Origin of the sequence: Pseudoalteromonas rhizosphaerae (assembly GCF_902498845.1) — a bacterium.
GTDB classification, from domain to species: domain Bacteria; phylum Pseudomonadota; class Gammaproteobacteria; order Enterobacterales; family Alteromonadaceae; genus Pseudoalteromonas; species Pseudoalteromonas rhizosphaerae.
The window spans coordinates 440,533-460,287 of sequence record NZ_CABVLM010000001.1 but is presented as its reverse complement, the minus strand read 5'-3'; the positions used below and the strand labels follow the sequence as shown (position 1 = coordinate 460,287).

15 protein-coding genes are annotated in these 19,755 nt (G+C 41.2%); 9 read left to right on the top strand and 6 right to left on the bottom strand.

The window, feature by feature from the left end:
• Positions 1 to 33 precede the first annotated feature (33 nt).
• From PSR9079_RS01875 to PSR9079_RS01860, 4 genes are all read right to left on the bottom strand, one after another.
• Positions 34 to 993: an isoaspartyl peptidase/L-asparaginase family protein gene (locus PSR9079_RS01875; protein WP_149980228.1), complete on the bottom strand. Its 960-nt coding sequence runs from the start codon at positions 991 to 993 to the stop codon at positions 34 to 36.
• A 94-nt stretch (positions 994 to 1,087) separates the two neighbouring features.
• The gene (locus tag PSR9079_RS01870) at positions 1,088 to 2,149 is read right to left on the bottom strand and encodes a glycoside hydrolase family 71/99 protein (protein ID WP_246175470.1); all 1,062 of its coding nucleotides are present in this window, start codon (positions 2,147 to 2,149) and stop codon (positions 1,088 to 1,090) included.
• A 153-nt stretch (positions 2,150 to 2,302) separates the two neighbouring features.
• Positions 2,303 to 5,086 (bottom strand): discoidin domain-containing protein, encoded by a 2,784-nt coding sequence (locus PSR9079_RS01865; protein ID WP_149980226.1) that lies wholly within the window; start codon positions 5,084 to 5,086, stop codon positions 2,303 to 2,305.
• Between the two features lie 52 nt (positions 5,087 to 5,138).
• Positions 5,139 to 8,036: a TonB-dependent receptor gene (locus PSR9079_RS01860; protein WP_149980225.1), complete on the bottom strand. Its 2,898-nt coding sequence runs from the start codon at positions 8,034 to 8,036 to the stop codon at positions 5,139 to 5,141.
• A gap of 399 nt (positions 8,037 to 8,435) precedes the next feature.
• On the opposite strand from PSR9079_RS01860, the gene PSR9079_RS01855 reads away from it, so the two are divergent.
• Entirely contained in the window at positions 8,436 to 9,176 is a 741-nt protein-coding gene (locus tag PSR9079_RS01855) for a copper homeostasis protein CutC (RefSeq protein ID WP_149980224.1), read from the top strand.
• Complete coding sequence (locus PSR9079_RS01850) at positions 9,169 to 10,044, top strand: glucosamine kinase nucleotide-binding domain-containing protein (protein ID WP_149980223.1); 876 nt, start codon at positions 9,169 to 9,171, stop codon at positions 10,042 to 10,044. Before PSR9079_RS01855 ends, PSR9079_RS01850 begins: the two co-directional genes overlap by 8 nt.
• Here PSR9079_RS01850 and PSR9079_RS01845 read toward each other — a convergent pair.
• A complete protein-coding gene (locus tag PSR9079_RS01845; RefSeq protein ID WP_149980390.1) occupies positions 10,041 to 10,766 on the bottom strand; it encodes an AraC family transcriptional regulator in 726 nt (241 codons plus the stop codon). The two genes, PSR9079_RS01850 and PSR9079_RS01845, sit on opposite strands and share 4 nt — an antisense overlap.
• A 163-nt stretch (positions 10,767 to 10,929) precedes the next feature.
• On the opposite strand from PSR9079_RS01845, the gene PSR9079_RS01840 reads away from it, so the two are divergent.
• The 7 genes from PSR9079_RS01840 to PSR9079_RS01810 all read left to right on the top strand — a co-directional run bounded on the left by PSR9079_RS01840 (position 10,930) and on the right by PSR9079_RS01810 (position 18,499).
• Positions 10,930 to 12,090 (top strand): Gfo/Idh/MocA family protein, encoded by a 1,161-nt coding sequence (locus PSR9079_RS01840; protein ID WP_149980222.1) that lies wholly within the window; start codon positions 10,930 to 10,932, stop codon positions 12,088 to 12,090.
• Positions 12,091 to 12,093: 3 nt separating this feature from the next.
• Complete coding sequence (locus PSR9079_RS01835; RefSeq protein WP_149980221.1) at positions 12,094 to 13,146, top strand: sugar phosphate isomerase/epimerase family protein; 1,053 nt, start codon at positions 12,094 to 12,096, stop codon at positions 13,144 to 13,146.
• 18 nt (positions 13,147 to 13,164) lie between these two features.
• A complete protein-coding gene (locus PSR9079_RS01830; RefSeq protein WP_149980220.1) occupies positions 13,165 to 14,379 on the top strand; it encodes an MFS transporter in 1,215 nt (404 codons plus the stop codon).
• Positions 14,380 to 14,415: 36 nt separating this feature from the next.
• Positions 14,416 to 15,108, top strand: a complete 693-nt coding sequence (locus PSR9079_RS01825) for a 3-keto-disaccharide hydrolase (RefSeq protein ID WP_149980219.1) — start codon at positions 14,416 to 14,418, stop codon at positions 15,106 to 15,108.
• A gap of 2 nt (positions 15,109 to 15,110) precedes the next feature.
• Positions 15,111 to 16,790 (top strand): GMC family oxidoreductase, encoded by a 1,680-nt coding sequence (locus tag PSR9079_RS01820; protein WP_149980218.1) that lies wholly within the window; start codon positions 15,111 to 15,113, stop codon positions 16,788 to 16,790.
• 1 nt (position 16,791) lies between these two features.
• Entirely contained in the window at positions 16,792 to 17,553 is a 762-nt protein-coding gene (locus PSR9079_RS01815; protein ID WP_149980217.1) for a gluconate 2-dehydrogenase subunit 3 family protein, read from the top strand.
• Between the two features lie 73 nt (positions 17,554 to 17,626).
• A complete protein-coding gene (locus tag PSR9079_RS01810) occupies positions 17,627 to 18,499 on the top strand; it encodes a sugar phosphate isomerase/epimerase family protein (RefSeq protein WP_149980216.1) in 873 nt (290 codons plus the stop codon).
• An 84-nt stretch (positions 18,500 to 18,583) separates the two neighbouring features.
• Here PSR9079_RS01810 and rnd read toward each other — a convergent pair whose 3' ends face one another.
• Entirely contained in the window at positions 18,584 to 19,714 is a 1,131-nt protein-coding gene (rnd, locus tag PSR9079_RS01805) for a ribonuclease D (RefSeq protein ID WP_149980215.1), read from the bottom strand.
• Between the last annotated feature and the right edge of the window lie 41 nt (positions 19,715 to 19,755).

The window sequence follows — 19,755 nt, the reverse complement described above, 5'->3', positions numbered from 1 at the left end:
CATAATTAAAAATTCCGTTGCTTCCTTAATAATTCACAAAATACTCGCCGCATCTAGTAATTTACTTCCTGTCTTAGAGGTTACTGCATAATTAAAACCAGGTTGAATACAATAAGAGCCATATTCACCAGATTTACTCAAGGCTAAAAAACCGACTTGAAACTGTTTATAATCCCCCAGCTTATGAGCAATTCGCTCAACTGCAGCCTTACACGCTTGAGTAGGTGTCATACCTTGGCGCATCATTTCAACTACTAAATGGCAGCCTACCGTTTTTATCATCAACTCGCCCATGCCCGTTGCCGTTGCAGCACCGACTTCATTATCAACGTACAAACCTGCACCTATAATGGGCGAATCACCTACTCTGCCTGACATTTTAAAGGCCGCGCCACTAGTGGTACACGCCCCAGATAAATCGCCACTACTATCAAGCGCTAACATGCCGATTGTGTCGTGGTTTTCAATATTGATCACGGGCGCATATTTTGATTCCACCAGCCAATCTTGCCAGGCCTTTTTAGCTTGCGGGGTTAATAAGTTTTCTTCTATAAACCCTTGTGATTTAGCAAATTGCAGCGCCCCTTCACCTACTAACATCACATGCGGGGTGTTATCCATCACTAACCGGGCAACCGAGATGGGATGCTTAATATGTTGTAAACATGCAACAGAGCCGCAGTTTTGATTTTCATCCATAATGCAGGCATCGAGGGTAACGTTCCCTTCTCTGTCTGGATAACCACCATATCCTACTGTCATCACATTCGGGTCTGCTTCAGGAATTCGCACACCGGCTTCCACAGCATCAATGGCTTTACCATGCTCAGCAAGTACCTGCCACGCGGCTTTATTAGCCGCTATACCATGTTGCCACGTTGAGACGACGATAGGCTTATTAACTTTACTTTTAGCTACTGTCTTAAACGGTATTAATGCAACAGCACTTGAAATAGCTGATAACTTTAAAAAGTCACGTCTGTTAGTGATCATTATTGTTCCTCATTAAATTTGCGAATATCGGCTGTAAATCAAAAGCAAGCGATTTAATTTAACCACGACTTGCATACAGGGTTGGTATATCTGTTTAATCTTTAACGGAGCGTATATTTAAAGACTGTTGAAAACGCTCACTCCAATAATGAGTTCGTTTTAAATAGTAATCAGCAGCTAAAGGGCTGTAATCAAGGTACTTATAGTCACCCACTTGCTTCTCAATCGCAGGCTCAATCTGAGTCCCTTCGTGCCATTCATTAAATGAGGTTACTCCGATAAAGGTTGGAGCCACTGCAATTGCTTTTTTAAACATCGTGTCGTAGTATTTTCCAAATTCGCGTGCCCTGAAGTTTTTTTTGTTCCACGGACGAATTCTATCGTCGGCATACCCAGGACCGACACTTGGAATAAATAGTTTATTGTGTTGCTTTGCCCATTTAGCTAGGTATGGCCAGTTTTTAGTGGTACTGCCATAAACAAACCCATCAACAGCAAAGTAGGTATAAAAGCCATCCATACCACTGTTTAAAAAGAATGACTCCTCACCTTCATCAACCCACAGCCCTATAAAGTTAGCATCATACGTTTTACCTCTGACTGTTAATTCGCCTTTTGGTAGCAACACTTTCTGCCATTCACTGATTGGCATTTTGTATGAGTCATAAACATAATATAATGGCTTGCCTTGGTAATGATATAAAGCGGGATGTTGCCCAAAGCGCTGATCTAGCTGTTTTACTACCTGTAAAAATTCAGCCGCACTGTGATAGATAGGTTCAATATGGAAGTTAACTTTAAGGCCGATTTTAGCGGCTTTATCCATAAAAACTGGTACTGAACTGGTACCAAAATCGCTATCGCCCCACCAGCTTAATATAATTACGCTAACTCCTGCTTGTTTCATCATCGCTAAATGGGTATCCATAAGTGCTTCGTCGTTTGCACTGTAAGTACCTAATTCAGGATAAAAATTAGCACCAATGTCATCGCCGCCAGGGTAGCCTTTACGTCCAACAATAGGTTGATCACCGTAAGGTAATACCTGATGATCCCAGTGCGCCCATTGACCATCAACTTTTAAGTTGCCATACCAACTGTAATAAAAAATATGCAGACCACGCTGTTGTGATCCGGCTGCAGATCCAGCAGTCACATAAAAACTGCATAATAAAAGGCTTATTAAGATGGCCAGGCACCTTATTAATCGTGAAAGTTTGTTCTTAAACAACATATTATTTACCTTTTCACCTAAAAACAGGCAGCTTGAAGCGCTATTTAGCACCTACAAGCTACCAAACAATCAAAACTAAAATGGTTGCTGTGGGCCTATTAGTTCAAGTTCAGAAACGTGAACTTGCTGAGCATCACCATTGTTAGCACTAATACTTAAGCGATATAAGCTAAAGGCAAAACCATTCCCTATTGTAAAGAGACGTCGTTGATTCAATTGTTCAAATTCCTCGTCTTTAAAGCTCGCTATTTCTAACCATGTTTTACCGCCATCATTTGAGCCTTGTAAGGTGAAGTTTTTCGGATCTTTGTTGTTACTATCACTGCCATTCGTGATTGCGATATTAGTGACAATCTGTGCTTGAGGTAATGCAACATCAAGCCATACAGGCATAGTTTCAGTGGCTGCCGTCCATATAGTCGCTTTATCATCGTCCGTTGCATTACTTTCTACCACGCCCTCTTGCTCGCCAGTACCTGCAAGGACTGATGAGGCAGTTGCAGAATGATCAACTGAAGCATTCTGCGGACCTATTAGCTCAATCTCTGCTATTTGCATCAGCGTATCGTCGCCACGGTTTTTTGTAATATTGAAGCGATAAAAACTAAAACCTAAATCGTTACTAAAAGTGAAAACACGACGTTGAAAACGCTGCTCAAAGTTCTCACCTAACCAAGCACCAAGTGTGATCCAATTTTCACCGTCATTTGACGCTGCTAAGTTAAAGTTTTGCGGATCGCGTGAGTCAGCATCGTTTGCACTTGTTAGTGCCAGCTTATTAACCGCTGTCGTAGTAGTGAACTGAACCATTGCCCAAGATGGATTTTCAGCGCTTGGCGCGCCAGCCCAATCATTATGGTCCAACCATTTGCTATCAACACTACCATCGAACGCTTTAACACCCGCCTCACCATCACCAATCTGGTTACGAACGGTAATTATTGCATCGGCTGATAAAGCATGATTTAAATCTGCCACTTTAGGTCCTACCAAGGCAATCTCAGCAATTTTTAACTCAGCGTCAGCGGCAGTTTTAGTTATGCTTAAACGATAGCTAGAAAATGCCAGTGTATTATTGGTCGCAAACGATAACCTTTCACCACGACGTTCGAATTTTTCATCTGAATAATCAGCTAAATGAACCCATGTTTGCCCATTATCATTACTGGCAGCAAGTGAAAATGTAGCGGGATCACCATCTGCGTTTTGAGCATCTGAGATCAGTACTAACTTATCAACGGCAGCGGCTTGTGCGAGCGTAACTGTTATCGAAACGGGTACTTCAGTTGAAGGCACATCAGAGACCCAACTTGTGTCGTCATTATTATCAAATGCCAGTGTATAACTCTCACCTGCACTTGCAGATATTACAGCACTGCCAATTGGTTCTGCATGATCAATACTTGCATTTATGGGTCCCACAAAAGCAATCTCTGATAACTGCATTAAACCATCATCACCTCTATTTTTAGTGATATTTAAACGATATGAGTAAAATTCTAAACCATTGTCAAAACGAAACTCACGTCGTTGGAAACGCTCATCAAAGTTCTCACCAATAAATTTAGCCAAGGTTAGCCAGTTTTCGCCATCGACTGAACCTTGAATATTAAAGTTTTGAGGATCTCGAGACTCAGCATCATTAGCACTCGTAATGAAGACGCTACTAACAGCATGTTTTTCAGCAAAATCAACTTGGATCCAAGATGGGTCTTGCTCACTTGGCGCACCTGACCAATCATTATGATCAAGCCACTTGGTATTCGTATCACCATCAAATGCTTTACTTTCAGCTTCGTTGTCACTTATGCGATTACGAGCTGTGATGGTTGCTGTAGCAAGATTTTCAGCATTGGTAATTTCTTTAACAGGGCCACTAGATGCAGCACTTTCAAGAAAAGGTAGCGCAACATCAATAACATCCTCAGCTGATAGCACTAATTTATCTAGGTAAGGAAAACCAGCAATGGTTTTCAACATTCGCTCACGCAATGGCTGTAAAGCGACTACATCCCCGTCATTGGCTAAGTTAATCGCGCTAATAAGTTCGTTAATAACACCCGCGACAGTTTCATCTTTACTAATACTTGCAAATACTGCGTTAGCTAAAGAAAGTTTAATAGTATTAATGTCGGCCAATTGGTCAATACAATTACCTTCACTATCGCAATCTTGGCCTACTACAAAATTATCGTAGCTTTCGGCACTGATCAATTGGGTTTTAAATACATTGGCTTTACTGTCGATCCCCAGTGCTTTTAGTACTAAACGTGAGTTATCCGATAAAGCTAATTCATATAACTCACGCACAGCAACATTTAAACCATTGGCAATACCTTGCTCAACTAAATGAGTGGCGGTTGTAGTTAAAGCATTTACTTGAAAATTAGCGTCTGCTACGCCATCACTTGTGGATGCGAAAGGCACATCAACATATGTTAAAGTCGCTAACTGTAGATCAGCAATCTCAGTGCCACTGATTTGATCACCGATTAGGTGTTCAGCACAGCTGGGCGCATCACAGATCATCGTTGAGTTAGCATCCGTATTAACGGTCATTTTAAACATACCGTTAATACCAAAGCCTTGTTGACTTTCTATGCTCAGATTTACCATACCAGCAGCATCGGTTTGACTGTTAGATGTCACCTTAATATCTGAGCCATTCATTTGCTTTACAGTGACCGTTGCGAAACCTAATGTCCCTTTCACTGCACTACCGGCAATATCAGCAGAGGTAATATCAATTTTTGCTGGGATATCAGTCGGATCCGGATCATCAGCACCACCACATCCTGATAGGCCGATCATTGCTACCAGCATAATGCTAGATATTTTACTAAGTTTGGGCTTATTCATGTTTATTCCTCTATACGATTCTTGGTTATTTGTTCCGTCTCACCTTGCGCTATTAAAAGCGGTAAGTTGCACCTGCGTAAAAACGACGACCACTGTATGCATTTTGAATAAAGCGGTTTTTAGTATCGTCACCTAGATGCATGTAAGTATCTGATTGAGTGAGGTTAATAACGGAAGCAGATAACACGAGAGCATCAGTCAAGTTATAACTTGCATTGACGTCTACCTGATCATAGGCTTCATTGTAATAGTTCATTTCCCATGAGGCGTTGTAGCCTTGAACCGTTGGACCGCGCTTATTGTATGAGGCGCGAACACTGAATAAGTCATCTTCATAAAATACCGATAAATTCATTTGGTATTTAGAACTACCTATCAAAGGCGACTCTCCCACCTTTTCGCCATCAAGCTCTACATTGGCTTGATTAGTGTTATTGCGGGTATAATTAGCATAAAGACCAAAGCCATTATCAAAGAAGTGTTGGATAAAAAATTCAGCACCTTCAGAAGAAGCATTCGTACCATTAGCTACAGTGCTAAAATCCCTAACTGCAAAATTGTCGCCACTGACATTTACTTGCTCATCACCTGCGTTGGGTAAATTAAATGAAATGTCCGGTGCACTGCGGGTAACATCAATTATTAAAGGCACAACAAAGTTATCAACATCTTTTTTAAATAACGCAATACCAAAGCCAGAGCCAGCTCCGTAGTAGTATTCTAAAGACATATCAAATTGGGTTGACTCAAATGGCGCTAGCTGGTTATTACCACCGGATCCTGTCCACCCTTCGCCATCAATAATTGCATCAAAATTGTCTGCCGATGAGCGATCCGTTGAGTATTCATTCGACGTGTACGTTAAAGTCTGAAACTGGCCTAAATCATCATAACCAGGACGAGCCATGGTTTGTGATGCCGCTCCACGTAGTACCCAGTTGTCATCGATATCCCAGACTATATTAAAGCTGGGCAGTACCTTTGTTTCTGTACTCTCTTTTTCAATAAAAACAAAGTCTTCTACACGTTGTTGGTCGATTGGTAATTCATTGCCATTGTCGTCCTTCCAATCTAATCGGTAGGTGATTTTATCTGATGATCCGGTGGTCGTTTTGGTGCGCACTACGCGTACACCGAAATTACCCCGTACTTGTGAAAAACGATAATCAGCTTGCATATAAGCCGCTGTAATTTCTTCTTCAACACTATAAACATAGTTAGGTTCTATACGCGTATAATGAACAAAGTTTTCATTTAAATGATCTTGGTATTTATGCCAGTTTACAGCTGGGAATAAGTTCGTATTAATTACATCAGACAAGTTACCTAATGAATCTGAATAAATTAAATCTGCAATATCCGGTATGCCGCCATTTTTAGAATAATCATCATCTAAATCAATGGTGCCTTCAGCTTCACCTTTTGCTATATCAAAATCTGGGGAGAGATAAAAGCTGTTGCGAGTATCGCGATGAATTTTACCTTTGCGATATTTCGCACCAAAATGCAACGTTTCAATTACGCCATAATCCACAAAATAGTCAAAATCAATCTGTCCGTAATCTTCTTCTTGAGTACCGGTCACAAAACTAGAATCGGTGGCTGTTACATCGGGTTCGCCACCAATGCCTGCAGCCAAGTTACTGATCATACTTGGATCCATATAGGTGGTCATGCGCCCATCAGAAAAATCGTAACCATAGTAAAGCGAGGATTCATTTGCATAATAAGCGGCACGATACTTTTGTGAAGGGCCACCTTCAGCTTCGGTATGGCCCAGCACTAGCTTAACGTTGTAATTATCACCTTCGTATTTAGCATAAAAATCATATGTATCAGAGCTGGATTCTTCAATCGTATATTCACCATTAATACGTGGAATAGGAGAAACAGCCTGAGTGCCAGATACACCAACAGAGTAGTCTATACCTGTAACAAACTGAGACTCTTCATCAACACGGACATCGGTCCAGAAATTATCGTTATTGTTCCATTCTGGGTATTCTAATTGATTTAAAATTGAGTCTTGGCCCAATTTAAAATTAAAATAATTAAAGCCAAGCTCTAAGTTACTAGTTGGTCGCCATTGAGTAGTAAACTGGATCCCAGTTCGATTTCGCTCTTCGTTTAAGACTTCCTGAACCATACTTTGTGCAGCATAACCTTGTGCCCCCCCCTCAACCATTTGATTATCTTTCATTTCAGAATAAAGATAATTTTTATTCATGATATTGATACGCGAGCTTTGTGAGCGATTAGTGCGGTCTTGTTTTGTATAACCCACTAAAACCCCAAAGTCTTCATCATCATTTTTCCATGAGTAAATACCGCTAAATTGAGGTTCATACTTATCGGTAATATCAGAATTACTGGTTTCAAAATTAATGATCCCAGAGTTTTTATCCATATCTAGAGGCTTGCGGCTATACAACAAGACCGTACCGCCGATTCCGCCCTCATCAAGGCGAGCTTCTGAAGATTTATATACTTCAACGCGTTGGATCATAGTTGCAGGTAATAATGCGTATGAAAATGAACGCGATGGTTCCCCAGGTGACGATGCTATAAAGTTGCCATTTAATTGTGTGAAGGTTAAGTCCGATGATAAACCACGAATACTGACAGAAGCGCCCTCACCGCCATCCCGTTGTATAATGACCCCAGGCACACGTTGCAATGAGTCCGCCACATTCTTATCTGGGAACTTACCAATATCTTCTGCGGTAATGGCGTCAACGGTTGCATTAGACAACCGCTTAATCGCTAAGTTTTCAGCTGCCGAGGCGCGAATGCCCCTAACTTCAATTACTTCTAGGTCGTTTTCTGGTGCTTTTTGTTCTTCTTGTGCGTATACGCCATGACAGTTTGCCATCAACGCTAGCAGCAATGCAGATTTCTTAAACCGCCGTGCAAGATCCGCCGATTCACGACTGTTCTTATTATTGGTCATGTTTATCTCCAGTATTATTGTGTGTGGTTAGTTGTGTTAAAGCACTTTAAAACCCATGATAATCCCTGTGGGTAAACCTTAAGGCATTTCAGAACTGGGTTAATAGCTTGTTAAACTGCTTTTCAAGAATAGGGTTCTGTCGAAGAAAGTGATAATAGAAATTCGGTTGCCTCTAGGACAAAATCGGCGTTAAGGTTAAAAAAAGATCCAATCAGTGCTGAGCTAGTTTATAGTCATCAACTTAAATTAATGGCATATAAAAACACTTTTCATATTCATAAAAAGTAAAAAACAAAAATAAACAACTGATTTATAACTAAGTTTTATTTATTCTGATAGTATCAACTATTATTAAATATTTTATTGTTAACAACATCGCTGGTATTTTGGAACGAAACAATGCGTAAAAATTTAGAAGTCTGTTTAAACGCAGATGATCATATTCAGTTAGCTGATAATGTAAAAACCGCATTTACAGCTGGCGCCTCTAGAATTGAACTTTGCAGCACAATGCAACTTGAAGGTCTCACTCCTAGTGCAACAGCAATGACTATTGCAGCTCATGCAATGCCTTCAGAAGGCGAGTTGCTTATCATGATACGACCTGTTGCGAATCAATTTATTGTTGATGCAACAATACTGAAGCTAATGCTTACACAAATAGCACACGCGGCGCACGCAGGTGCTACCGGTGTTGTTTTTGGTGCGCTAAACGCCAATGACGTTGATATCGCAGCTACCACAGCGCTTATTGCCTGCGCACATAAATATAATTTAGCAACGACATTTCATCGCGCTTTTGATTGTATAGCAGACAGCGAAAAGGCAATTGGCCTATTAACTGAACTGGGCATTGACCGTATCCTCACAAATGGCACTAAATGGACTGATGATAAAGGCGTTATGCAAGGTCTTAATCATTTACAAACAATCATTAGCCACGCCAATGATCATATAGAAATTGTTATTGGTGGTGGCGTAACCACTGATAATGCAAGTACACTTTGGCAACTTGCCAACAATAATTTAGTGTCACTACATGCCTACTCCGGCGTACACAACAAGGATGGCTGGGTGGATCCGTTATTAATTAACGCAATTTTAAATCAACGAACTAACGAGCAGGCTAAAAATGACTAACCACTCTCAACCTCCCCTGTATTTAGGTATTGATGGCGGCGGTACAAAATGCCGAGTCAGGCTTGAAAACGCACAAGGCACCCTACTTGCTGAGGCAGTAAGCGGTGCAGCAAATATTGCAACCTCTATTGAAGTGGCGCAGCAATCCATTATTGATGCAACAACACACGCATTACAACAGGCTGGTTTAGGGCTATCAACACTCGGGGCAATTTATGCCTATGCCGGACTCGCTGGCGCTGGCATTGCCGGTGCAAATAAAAAGATGGCACAGTGGCAGCATCCATTTGCACAATTTAACTTTTCAACTGACTTACACATAGCCTGCCAAGGTGCCCATGGTGATAACAGTGGTGCGATTATTATTTTAGGCACTGGCTTTTGTGCTGGAGCAATAAAAAACGGTAACGTTATTGAATTAGGAGGCCATGGATTATTATTAAGTGATGGCGCAAGCGGAGGCTGGATTGGTTTAACTTTATTTCGTTATGCATTAGAGGTTTTAGATGGCTTATCCCCCTCAAGCCCATTAATAAATACCTTATTGGCACAGCTTAATTGTGATACAAGTAACCAGCTGACAGAATTAGCACTCAATGCAAGACCCGCTTACTTTGCCGGTTTTGCGCCTTTAGTTTTCGCAATGCAAGATGATCCTTGGGCCATTATTATTTTAGAGCAAGCAGCGCGCTATATTACCCGTTATATCGATCATTTAGTTAGCCACGGCTATCACAACATTACATTAATGGGAGGTACAGCCGAGAAAATTACTCCTTGGTTATCTACCAAAGTACAAGGTTATCTATGTGATGCGCATTACCTACCCGAGCAAGGCGCTATTCAATTAGCTAAACGGCTAGCTTAGGGCTCAATTTGGTCGCGCATTTGCGAAGGGATCTCACCAAATAAGCGTCTGAATTGTTTACTAAAATAGCTAGGCTCAGAAAAACCGCATTGATAGGCTATTTGTGAAATTGGTAAACGAGTTTCAACAAGTAGCTTACGTGCGTTTTCTAAACGTATTTCGTTAATAAATTGATTAGGTGTTTTTGCTAAATGTTTTTTAAATCGCCGCTCTAACGCACTTACCGATAAATGAGCAAGCTCGGCAAGTTCTTCAATACAGATATTGCGATGATAGTGTTCACGTATATAATTTACTGGCCCTTCAATCGCTCTTACATGCGACAAAGCCTTTGATGTTTTTTGTAAATGCCGTGTAACGCCATAGGTGCCCAGTATTTGACCATCGTCAGCTAAAATTGCTTTTTTGGACGTTGAAAACCAGGCCAATTCACCATTTGAGGTTTGGTTTAGCTCCAAACGATCAGTAACAACATAGCCATTCATTACACGTTTATCGTCATTGACGTACTGAAATGCTAAGTGCTTGGATGAAAAATCAAAATCAGTTTTCAGTAAAATTTGCTCTAATGACTTATACCCTTGATGTTCAATAAAATGTTGATTTGCGTACAGAATTCGACTCTCAGAATCCTTCACCCAGAACAAAATATCGGGTAATAAATCAAATGCCGCGATAAGTTGATTTACACCCGCTTTATTTATGATCCCTTGCACTTCCATAATAATATATTCTATAAATATGAATTTATAATAATACATAAAACGCCGATTTTATTGCATTGTCAACCGAATTTTTATTATCCCTTACGCTGTTCATTCTCTATTATCAATAACATGATATTAACTAAACTCAGTAGACGATTACTGACATGGAGCTTTTTTCATGAATAATGCCAAAATCCGCATGGGGATGGTCGGTGGTGCACAAGGTGCATTTATTGGTGCAATCCATCGCATTGCTGCACGCTTAGATGGCTTAATTGAGTTAGTCGCAGGCTCCTTTAGTTCAGATCCAACACGCAGCCAAGCTACTGCTGCAATGCTAGGAATAAATCCAACTCGTTGCTATGACAGCTACCAACAAATGTTTAGCGAAGAAGCTAAGTTACCTGCCGATCAACGAATTGATTTTGTGGCAATAGTGACGCCAAATCATTTGCATTTCCCAATTGCAAAGTGTGCGATTGAAGCAGGTTTTCACGTTTTATCAGATAAGCCAGCCACCCTAAATTTAGAACAAGCGCTGTTATTAGAAAAAACTCTGCAAGCCAGTGATTGTTTATATGGATTAACTCATACCTACACTGGTTACCCGATGATCAAAGAAGCGCGCCAACGTATTACTGATGGCGAGCTGGGCGCTATTCGTAAAATTATTGTTGAGTACAGCCAAGGTTGGCTTGCCACCAGCGAAGATGAAAATGCCAAACAAGCCAAATGGCGTTTAGATGCTGATAAGGCCGGTATTAGTTGTTGTATAGCTGATATAGGAGTGCATGCTGCAAATCTAGCTGAATACGTGAGCGGCCTAGAAATAACGGCACTATGCGCTGACTTAAATCATGTTGTTGCAGGCAGAGCACTCGATGACGATGGCACCGTTTTACTGCGTTTTAACAACGACTCGAAGGGAGTACTTCTTGCCAGCCAAGTTGCATTAGGAGAAGAAAACAATCTTAATTTGCGTATTTATGGCGACCAAGCAAGTCTTGAGTGGTCACAAATGGAACCAAATAGTTTGTGGCTCAAAAGCCATAACGCGCCAACCACCCTATTACGTGCAGGTGTTGGCCTAAAAAGTACTGCGGCACAAAATTCACTGCGAACACCTGCAGGTCATCCAGAAGGATACCTTGAAGCATTTGCCAATATCTATGTCAATTTTGCAAAACAAATTCACGCAAAAAAAGCCGGATACTCAGCATCTAACAGTGACTTCGACGTGCCTGGTATTAAAGAAGCAATTCGCGGAATGGCATTTATAGAAAATGCTGTAGCAGCGTCGAGCAAAGACACTAAGTGGCAACCATTTAAAATTGGATAAAAAATGAAACAAATTAAAGGTCCAGCGATCTTCTTAGCACAATTCATTAGCGATGAAGCTCCTTTCAACAGCTTTACCACTATTTGTCAGTGGGCAGCAAATTTAGGCTATAAAGCTATTCAGCTACCGACTGCAAATTCTCGTATTTTCGATTTAGAAAAAGCAGCCCAAAGCCAAGATTATTGCGATGAAGTGACTAGTATTGCTGCGCAGGCGGGGCTTACAATTTCAGAGTTATCAACTCATTTACAAGGTCAGCTCGTAGCAGTTCATCCGGCATATGATGACATGTTTGACAATTTTGCCCCTCAAGCACTACGCGGTGATCCTATAGCCAGAACTAAATGGGCCATCAATCAGTTAATGATGGCAGCTAAAGCCAGTAAAAATTTGGGCTTAAAAAGCCATGTGACTTTTTCAGGAGCGCTACTTTGGCATACTTTTTACCCTTGGCCGCAGCGTCCAAAAGGACTTGTAGAGCAAGGATTCCTAGAACTTGCGAAACGCTGGCTGCCAATCCTCGACTACTTTGATGAAATGGATGTGGATGTTTGCTATGAACTTCACCCAGGGGAAGATTTACATGATGGCGTAACGTTTGAGCGCTTTTTAGCTGCGACAAATAATCATCCACGGGTAAATATTCTTTATGATCCCAGCCATTTTATTTTACAACAACTTGATTACTTAGCATTTATTGATATTTATCACCATCGTATTAAAGCATTTCACGTCAAAGATGCAGAGTTTAATCCAAATGGTCGCAGCGGTATTTATGGTGGCTATCAAGATTGGCAAGAGCGCCCTGGTCGGTTTCGCTCCTTAGGTGATGGCCAAATTGATTTCAAAAGTATCTTCAGCAAATTAACGCAATATGGTTTTGATGGCTGGGCAGTTCTAGAGTGGGAGTGTTGCATTAAACATCCTGAAGATGGGGCGAAAGAAGGCGCACAATTTATAAAAGAGCATTTGATCCGCCCTACGGCTAAAGCATTTGATGACTTTAGCGCAATGGACACAAATGATCAGCGAAATAAGCGGATATTAGGTATTTAATAAACAGGGTCACACACAATGAATAACAACAATAATCGTATTATTTTTCGGCTTTGCTGTATTGCATTAATTGTCACATCAATGACTTTCGCAATAAGGGCTGGCGTTTTAGGACAACTAGGCGAGCAGTTCGGCCTCACTGGTACACAACTAGGCTGGGTAAATGCCATGGCATTTTTAGGGTTTCCGGTTGCAACCATGCTCGGGGGCATCATTTATAACGCGATTGGTGCTAAAAAGTTGGTTGCATTAGCGTTTATTTGCCACCTAGGCGGACTTATTTTAACTATCACTGCAGATGGTTTTTGGGGATTATTGATCTCGACCTTTTTAATTGGCTTTGCCAATGGATCGGTTGAAGCCGGTTGTAATCCACTGATCGCCCAAATGTATCCTAAAAACACCACCACTATGTTAAACCGCTTTCATGTTTGGTTTCCTGGCGGGATTGTAATTGGTGCATTAGCTTCAAATGCAATGACATCCGCTAGCTTCAGCTGGCAATGGCAAGTTTCTCTGATCCTTGTGCCCACCATTATTTATGGTGCGATGATGCTTAAAGCTCAATTTCCACAGTTTGATACACAGCAAAATTCAACCACCAGCAACTTAAAACACTTACTCTCACCACTGTATTTGTTTCTCATTATTTGCATGACACTGACAGCAGTCACCGAATTTGGCACTCAGCAATGGATTGAGCAAATCCTTGGCTCGTCAGGCGCTTCGCCTATGGTTATTTTAGCTTTGATCACCGGATTGATGGCATTAGGTCGGTTTTTTGCGGGCCCGATTGTGCACCGCTTTAGTCCATCGGGTGTCCTACTGGGCTCAGCCATTTTTTCAACACTAGGGATATTTTTAATGAGCCAAGCGCAAGGTAATACCATCTACCTTGCCGCAGCACTATTTGCCGTTGGCGTTACTTATTTTTGGCCAACCATGATCGGTTGTGTCGCTGAGTATGCCCCAAAAACAGGTGCACTTGGCATGTCGTTAATTGGTGGAGCTGGCATGTTTGCAATGAGCATCTGGAACCCCGTCATAGGCCATTGGATTGATAATGCGCGAACACAAGCACAAACAACGAGTGTCAGTGTAGAACAAGTTGAAGTGCTCGCAGGACAAGCTGTATTACAAAATCTACTGGTTTTTCCGATTGTCCTGATCATTGTATTTATTGGTCTTCATCTGTTTATAACAAAAAATAAAAACGTTGAAAAATACGTTTAATAGCAACAAGTAACACACAAAAATAAGGGGTATTATATGCTTAAATCAATCTCTGTGTTGTCAATTGCACTGGCTTTTAGTAGCAGTGCTTTTGCTAAGACACCCGATAACCAACTTTCTAAAGAAGAACAATCAGCTGGCTGGCAATTACTGTTCGATGGCAAAGATATGTCGCACTGGCGCAATTTTAAAAGTGAGACACTCAGCCCAAAATGGACCATAGACAATGGCGCAATGTTACTCACTAAAGGCGGCGGCGACATACTTACTAAAAAAGTCTATCGCAATTTTGACTTAAAACTAGATTGGAAAATTAGTGAAGTTGGCAATAGTGGCATTTTTGTTCTAGCCGATGAGTTGGGTAAATATATTTACTCGCACGCCCCTGAAATCCAAATTATAGATAACGAACGTCATTCAGATACGAAAATAGACTCTCATTTATCTGGCTCTATTTATGATTTATTTACGCCACCTACTTCAGCTCACAAACCTGCAACTGAGTGGAACACGGTGCGTATTAGAATGCTTAATGACCATTTACAAGTTTGGCAAAATGATGTCAGCACAGCCAGTATTGTTGTGGGCAGTAGTACTTGGAATACCTTGGTTAAAAACAGTAAATTTGCAACTTGGTCTAACTTCGCAACAGCAAAGGAAGGCCGCATAGGTTTACAGGATCATGGTGACAAAGTGTGGTTTAAAAATATAAAAATTAAGGAACTATAAGCATGTCTACATTTGATCATAAAGTACTGGTTGTTGGCTCCGGCGCAGGTGGCGCAATGGCCGCTTATACCTTAACTAAACTAGGCCATAAAGTATTATTACTGGAAGCGGGACGTGATTACGATCCAAAAAAAGAAAGCCCAATGTTTCGCCGTAACAGTGAAGCTCCTTTAATGGGCGCAGGAAATAAAGACAAAAACTTTGGCTTTTACGATGCAACCGTCGATGGTGGCTGGCAAGTTCCTGATGAGCCTTATACTAACGCCAAAGGCACTGATTTTTACTGGTGGCGTGCACGCATGTTAGGTGGAAGAACTAATCACTGGGGACGTTACTCATTACGCTTTAGTGAACATGATTTTAAAGGTAAAAGCCAAGATGGCAACGGCGCAGATTGGCCTTTCACTTATGATGATATCGCACCATGGTACGACATCACGGAAGAACTAGTGGGTATTTGCGGCACCAATACCGGCCTTGATGATATGCCGCCATCTGCACCTGGGGTATTACAGCCACCACCAACGCCGCGAATTCCTGAGTTACTGATTGCTGCCAGTGCGAAAAAACTGGGTATCGCTGCCGTGCCTATGCACAGAGCAGTATTAACTCGGCCAAAAGATGATCGTATGGCGTGCTTTTATGCAACACCTTGCGGCCATGGTTGCTCAATCGGTGCGGCGTTTCAAACTACAACCTCATTATTACCTATGGCAAAAGCAACTGGGAATTTAGAAATAATTACTGATGCAATGGTTAAATCAGTGGCTGTTAATGATGACGGTAAAGTAACGGGTATAACTTATATAGATAAGCAAACCGTAGCTGAAAAAACACTAACAGCAGATATCGTGATCCTTGCTGCTAGTGCCTGCGAATCCGCACGAATTTTGCTAAATTCAAAACACGCCAAGCATCCCAAAGGTTTAGCTAACTCAAGTGGCCAAGTAGGTCGTAACTTAATGGATTCAACCGGTGCTTGGCTTGGTGCGCAAGTTCCAGCATTAAAAGGTCGCCCACGTTATAACGAAGATGGCCACACTGGGAACCATTTATTTATTCCTTGGTGGGGACACAAAGCACATGCCAAAGGTGAGCTTGATTTTCCTCGTGGTTATCACTTTGAGATCAGTAGCGGTTTTAATCAACCTGGCTCTGGAGTCTCTGGCGATAAACGTGGTTATGGTATTGAGCTAAAACAACAAGTTCGTGATGCCTATGGATCTTATGTTGGCTTTGCGCTGCGCGGAGAAATGCTCCCCAACGATGATACCTACATGGAAATTGATGAAAATGTTAAAGATAAATGGGGCATTCCGGTTTCGAAATTTCATTTCAAATGGTCAGATCGTGAGCTAAAACAAATTGAGCACGGCTTAAAAACAGCGAAACAGATCCTTGAAAATCTAGGAGCTACTGTGGGCAAATTACCTGCTGCTGAAAAAGCAATTTCAAAAGGTGGCGAGATCATTCATGAAGTAGGCACCACTCGCATGGGTAGCTCAGCAAAGGATTCAGTGACCAATCAATGGGGCCAAACATGGGATTGCGACAACTTATTTGTGATGGATGCAGGGGTATTTGCCTCTAATCCACATAAAAATTGCACATTAACCATCATGACATTGGCAATGCGTAATTCAACCTGGATAGCCAAACAAATAGAACAAGGAGCGCTGTAACATGCATAATGAAGATCGTGTTGACTCATACAAATATATTTCCGGCATGACACGTCGTGAATCGTTAAAGTGGCTTGGTTTATTAGCCGCAGGTTCCGCCGTATCACTTTCAGCAGGGTGTAGTAAAGCGTTAGAAGAGAAAATTAGTGATAAAGGACATTGGCCTGACTTAGATTTACAACCTATAACAGCTAAAGGTTATGGCACTGATCCCAATTTGGTTATGCCACCACAATCACCTTGGCCATTGACATTAACTCAAGCACAATTAAATTTAGTTGCGGTGTTAGCCGATTATATCGTGCCTAGCGAAGGTAACAACCCAAGTGCAACTGAGGTAAATGTACCGAGTGTGATTGATGAGTGGGTAAGCTCACCTTATAACGGTCAACAAAAAGACCGCGTTACTATTTTACACGGCTTAGCATGGATCGATGATGAGGCTGTGCTGCGTTATAAAGCACCATTTGTCGCATTGAAAAAAGAGCAACAAACAGCCATCTTAAATGATATTGCTTATTTTGATGATGAAACCCCTGCGCAGTTTCAACGCATTGGTAATGCTTTTTTACGCTTTAAAAACCTTGTACTTGGTGCCTACTTTTGTACACCGCAAGGTTGTAAAGATATTGGCTATTTAGGCAATGTGCCTATTGCAGGCGATTACCCAGGACCTACTGACGAAGCAAAAGCCCATTTAGATAGCGTTTTAGCTGAACTGGGTTTGACCGAGTATGCTTATCAAGATTCAGTTGCCAGTTAACGCTAAGTTATTTTTTAGCTAGCCCAGCCCTAAGCAGGGAGCAATTCCCTGCTTTTCCTCCTAGGTGTTTTTTATGTTCAAAATCAAATCATTATTTAATTATGTTATTTCAATTCTGTTTATTTTTTGTGTTTTAAACTCGCTGTCTATCTATGCAAAAACAAGCAAACAACTACTCCCTGTTAGTGTTCAGCTTTGGTCTGTTAAAGATGCCTTAAAAGCGGATTTTGATGGCACCCTTTCATCTATTGCTGATATGGGCTTTCAAGGTGTGGAATTTGCAGGTGACTTTGGGCCTTATAAAAACAATCCAAGTGCACTGCAGGACAAACTCGCTAAGCTAAATTTAGTCGTCAGTAGCGCACATATCGGCTTTGACTCCTTAACGGATGACACCTTAACAGACACATTATTGTTTTATAAAACCCTTGGTGTCTCGATTTTATTTGTACCTTGGGATGAAAGAGCTTGGCAGCCACAAGGAATCACCTCTCTGACCGAACAACTCACTCAGGTTAATGAAATCGCTCAGCGCTATGCTATGCACATCGGTTTTCACAACCATAATAAGGAGTTTAATCAATTCCAAAACGCGACATACTGGGACGCTATTGCCAGTAATACGCCAAATACCCTGCCACTGCAGCTTGATATAGGTTGGGTACATTATGCAGGAAAAGATCCTGAATATTTCATTAAAAAATACCCAGGACGAACCCTGGCAACCCACTTAAAAGTTCGCACCCATCCTAACGATGGCTTAAGTCCTATATTAGGTGAAAATGATTATCCATGGCAAAAAATAATAAAGACACTGATTGTTGATGGCGCCACTCAGTGGCTAGTCGTAGAGCAAGAAGAATACCCGAATGGGTTAACACCAATGCAAAGCGTGGCTAAATCTAAAGTTAATTTAGATAAGATCCTCGCTAAAATGGGCGAATAAAGTAACTTTCTCCGCCCTCTGACACAAACAGTAGGGACTAACAATAGTACATTAACTATCTTAGTCCCAATGAACTCTTAATAATTATACATCCCACTCTTTCAGTGTGTCTTTTAAGTATTCATAACGCCATGAGTTAAGTAAATCGGGCTTTGGAGTCTGTTCACGCTCAGCGCTGGTTAACTTCCAATTCCAACTGATCAACTGGTTGATTTGCTTTTTAGATGCAAATACATCTTCTGGAATGGCCTGTTTTTTAGCAACTGCAGTGATTTTTTGTTTAATTTCTTTGGCTACTTTTTTATAACTTGGAAAGTCAATAAGTCGTCTTAGTGGCTCAGGAAAATCTGCAACAGGGATCACTTTAGCTTTTTCAATACACTTTAAGATTTCAACGCCCGAGCGGTTAACTTCGATGCTATCGACTTCTGGCACATTACGCATTGCAGTTAAACTCGTTGGTTTGCGTTTTGCCAATTCAACCAAGCAATGCTCTTTTAATACAAAGTTAAGCGCTAAATTTTTGCGTATCGCTTTGTTACGACGCCAAGCCGAAAGCTCTCTTAATACAGCAAGATCCGCAGATTTTAATTGCCAAGCATTTTTAATGTCTCGATACAGATGTTCATCCGGTGTTTGATAAGCCCGTTTTTGTGCAATCAACTCACTTTCATTGATCACAATATCAAAGAAACCAGCGTCGTTGATTTGTTCAATAATAATTTTAAAGCACGGTAATAAATGAAATACATCAGCTGCAGCGTAATCGAGTTGTTTAATTGTTAGCGGACGCTGTAGCCAATTGGTCCGTGATTCGCTTTTGTCGATTTCAATATCGAGTAAATTTTTTACCATATGAGCAAAGCCCATGCAGTTGCCATTGCCTAATAATTGCAAGGCAAACTGGCTATCAAATAAGGGAGCAGGTACGAAGCCGGCGTATTTTTGAAATACTTCAATATCTTCCGACGGTGAATGCAAGACTTTTAACACCGCAGGATCACGTAAAATCTGCCAAAAATCAAACAATGATAGCTCGGCTAGCGGATCGATTAATGCTAAATGTTCGCCGTCATAAACTTGAATAAGGGCAACTTCAGGATACAAAGTACGACGACGCATAAATTCTGTATCAATTGCTAAGATGGGTTTGTTACGGATCTGCTCTACAAACTCATTTAATTGATTTTGGGTTTGGATCAATTGATATTGCACTTAATCTCCTACAATAAAAAAGCCGACAAATGTCGGCTTTT